General features: G+C 61.8%; 4 protein-coding genes and 2 pseudogenes. 3 read left to right on the top strand and 3 right to left on the bottom strand.

The window, feature by feature from the left end; genetic code table 11:
• Positions 1 to 408 (top strand): annotated as a pseudogene (locus AC1D2E_RS35410) (hypothetical protein); the annotation flags it as partial.
• 7 nt (positions 409 to 415) lie between these two features.
• On the opposite strand, the gene AC1D2E_RS35415 reads toward AC1D2E_RS35410, so the two are convergent.
• Complete coding sequence (locus tag AC1D2E_RS35415) at positions 416 to 595, bottom strand: hypothetical protein (RefSeq protein WP_478201726.1); 180 nt, start codon at positions 593 to 595, stop codon at positions 416 to 418.
• A 202-nt stretch (positions 596 to 797) separates the two neighbouring features.
• On the opposite strand from AC1D2E_RS35415, the pseudogene AC1D2E_RS35420 reads away from it, so the two are divergent.
• A pseudogene (locus AC1D2E_RS35420) lies at positions 798 to 1013 on the top strand (DNA cytosine methyltransferase); the annotation flags it as partial.
• Between the two features lie 132 nt (positions 1014 to 1145).
• Here the strand turns inward: AC1D2E_RS35420 and AC1D2E_RS35425 are convergent.
• Positions 1146 to 1394, bottom strand: coding sequence for a hypothetical protein (locus tag AC1D2E_RS35425; RefSeq protein ID WP_478201727.1), 249 nt, complete (start codon positions 1392 to 1394; stop codon positions 1146 to 1148).
• Positions 1395 to 1453: 59 nt separating this feature from the next.
• Complete coding sequence (locus tag AC1D2E_RS35430) at positions 1454 to 1660, bottom strand: hypothetical protein (RefSeq protein WP_478201728.1); 207 nt, start codon at positions 1658 to 1660, stop codon at positions 1454 to 1456.
• A gap of 612 nt (positions 1661 to 2272) precedes the next feature.
• Between AC1D2E_RS35430 and AC1D2E_RS35435 the strand changes: the two genes are divergently transcribed.
• A complete protein-coding gene (locus AC1D2E_RS35435; protein WP_478201729.1) occupies positions 2273 to 2662 on the top strand; it encodes a hypothetical protein in 390 nt (129 codons plus the stop codon).
• The last annotated feature ends 91 nt before the right edge of the window (positions 2663 to 2753 follow it).

Below are 2753 nucleotides of genomic sequence, written 5' to 3' on the forward strand. Positions count from 1 at the left end.
ACCAACGACCGGCTCGGCAACGACCGCTGGGGCCTGGGGCCGACCGCGGTCGTGCTTCGGCTCGAGAAGGGCAGTCCCTGGGTCTATGGCGCGTTGATCAACAACATCTGGTCAGTGAGTAGCTCGTCGACCGATCCGAAGATCAACCAGCTGACCTTGCAGCCATTCCTGAACTACAACTTTCCGGGAGGCTTCTACCTGACCTCGTCGCCGCTCATCACCGCGAACTGGGAGGCGGCCGGAGGCCAGAAGTGGACCGTGCCCGTGGGCGGTGGCGTCGGCAAGATTGTCCGCTTTGGCAAGCTGCCGGTGAACCTGCAGGCCTCTGCCTACTACAACGTCGAACGACCCGACAACGCACCCCGCTGGGCGCTGAGACTCCAGGCGCAGCTGATGTTCCCCAAATGACCGCCTTTCAGGATGCGGACTCGACAACACGTGTCTCGAAATTCTTTCGAGCAGGATAACGTTGGCGATCGCCAGCATTGGCTTCACAGGAGAAAGCCTTGAAAAATAGATCCTTACTTGCGGCAACGGCAGCCTTGGGAATGATGGCCGTGATGCCGCTGGATGCTTCGGCGGCCGCGTGCGTCAAGGGCGTCTATCGCGCGGGGTGCGCCGGCCCGAACGGGGCCGTCGTGGTCAGAAAGCCCCCGCCGCCCAAGGTCACTTGCGTCAACGGTGTCTACCGCGCGGGATGCGCCGGGCCCAACGGCGCTGCGGTCATCCGCAAATAATTATCCGAGCTGGGCGATGCGAGCTTCAAGTGGAATCTTGGCGTGCCAATGCCTGGATCCGACCCCGAGGAGCGCTTCGAACTGGACGGGCTGAGCGATCAGGCCCGGCGAGAGCGCATCGGCAACGAGGTGCCGAGCGACGCAGCCTACGCGATCGCGGGCGTGATGGGCACCACGCTGCTGCTGGCTTGGAGCGGCGAGACCTTCATGCTGTCGTCGCAGCCGATGTGGGTGCGCGACGTGGCCGCGGCGTTAACCGTGCGGGGAAACCAATGACCGGCAGCAGGACGCTTGGTCCAATCCACTGGCAAGGGCGGACTACCGGGTGGACCAACTCGCGCTTCGAGCCTTGAGTATCCGCGCGATCACCGACTGCGTGCGGATCTACAGGAGGGCTGCAACGTGATGTCAGGGCTCATCAAACTCAAATTTGATGTGGCAGGCCTCGCAACGCGCTACGACCTGAGGGCCTCCACTGGGGAGCAATTCCAGGCGCCGAAGGCTGCCATCAAGGAAGCATTCGGGGCAAGGCAGCGGCTCATCAGGAAATCTCTGCGCCTGATACCACGCGCTCTCCCAAGCGTCGATCACAAACTGAACGGCTCCCTTGTCTCTCAGATAGCCCAGCAATACGTGGTGCATGCCTTCGAGCGCCATTTCCACCTCCATCGATCGGGGCACGCAGGTTGAAGGCGCTCCCCATTCCTTTCGCGAGCCTACGGCCCGGCATCCAGCTCCTTGATCGCCGCGATGGCTTCGTGCCTCGCCTCGATCAGCGCCTCTTCCTCCGAGCGTGCACCGGACTCGGCAATGTCAACAGTCTTCCGGTCGTCGATCTGGTATGACCAACTCCAGCGCGCGCCGATTGGCCAGACGTTGATCGTGACTTGGTGCCCGTGGTGTTCAAAGCTGGTGTCGGACATGTGTTGCCTCCAACGAAGAGGACCGACGTATGAAAGGCCGCCCCCTCTTGTCGGCGTCGAGGGTGCGCCCTCCTCAGCGGCGGCAAGACGCGCTTGATCTTCTCTCTTTCCACCTTCATCAACCGCGCTACGGCATGTCCAGGGGCACCGCTTGTATGGGCGGCCAACCCCCCGGCGTGGGCGGTCGAGTTCAGAAGGATTCGACCATGAGACTTTTCGAATGCCCTCGTCAGGTTCTTCCCGTTTGGGATGAATGCCTCATCCCTTCCTTCGAGTTCGTCTGCTCGCCGACGTGTTCTTCCGACGCAGATCCTCCGGTCGCCATCACGGTGTCGATGTCTCTATTGCGATGTTCCCTCGGCGGAATCAGGGCCGAGGGGTCCTCTGCAGCCAACTTCGGGTCTTCTGAAAGTTGGGCGTTCTTGCGAGCGCGTGGCATAGGCGGTACCTCCAATCGTTCAAAGCTACCGTAGACCTTCGCAGTCAACGTTGCAAGTAGGGACGAGCCGATCAAGAAGGCCCTGAACCTGCCAACGCCGAGGCTCGCATGATCCGCTCCCGCACCAACCCTGACGGCCTGCCCTTCCGCTCTACGAGCGGTACGGCGCGCGGTTGTACAGCATCGGCTACAAGATGAAGTCCGGGCGCTGGGCGTTCCGCTTCAAATGCCTGGTCGACGACGCGAACCAGATCCGCAAGCTGCGCCGGCAGGCCATCGAGGAATCGACACGCATCGTGGAAGACATGCCGGAGGGCGGCTTCACCCGCCCGGTGAAGGCCAACAAGGAGATCGCCTTGGCTCGGCTGATACGCGAGTACGCGATCGGCAAGGGGATGATCGAATCGAACCCCTTCGACCGGATCTCGCACAACAAGGTGGTCGAGGAAGCCAAGCGCGACGTGACGCACGACGAGCCCGAGATCGTGGTCGCGACCGAAGGAGGGACGATTCGTATTCCAAAAACCAAAATGGGCTGCAAGCCGAAGCTTGCAACCCATTGATTTCTAACGAAATTCTGGCGGAGTGGACGGGACTCGAACCCGCGACCCCCGGCGTGACAGGCCRGYATTCTAACCRACTGAACTACCACTC

Source organism: Variovorax sp. P1_H2 (assembly GCF_056405295.1).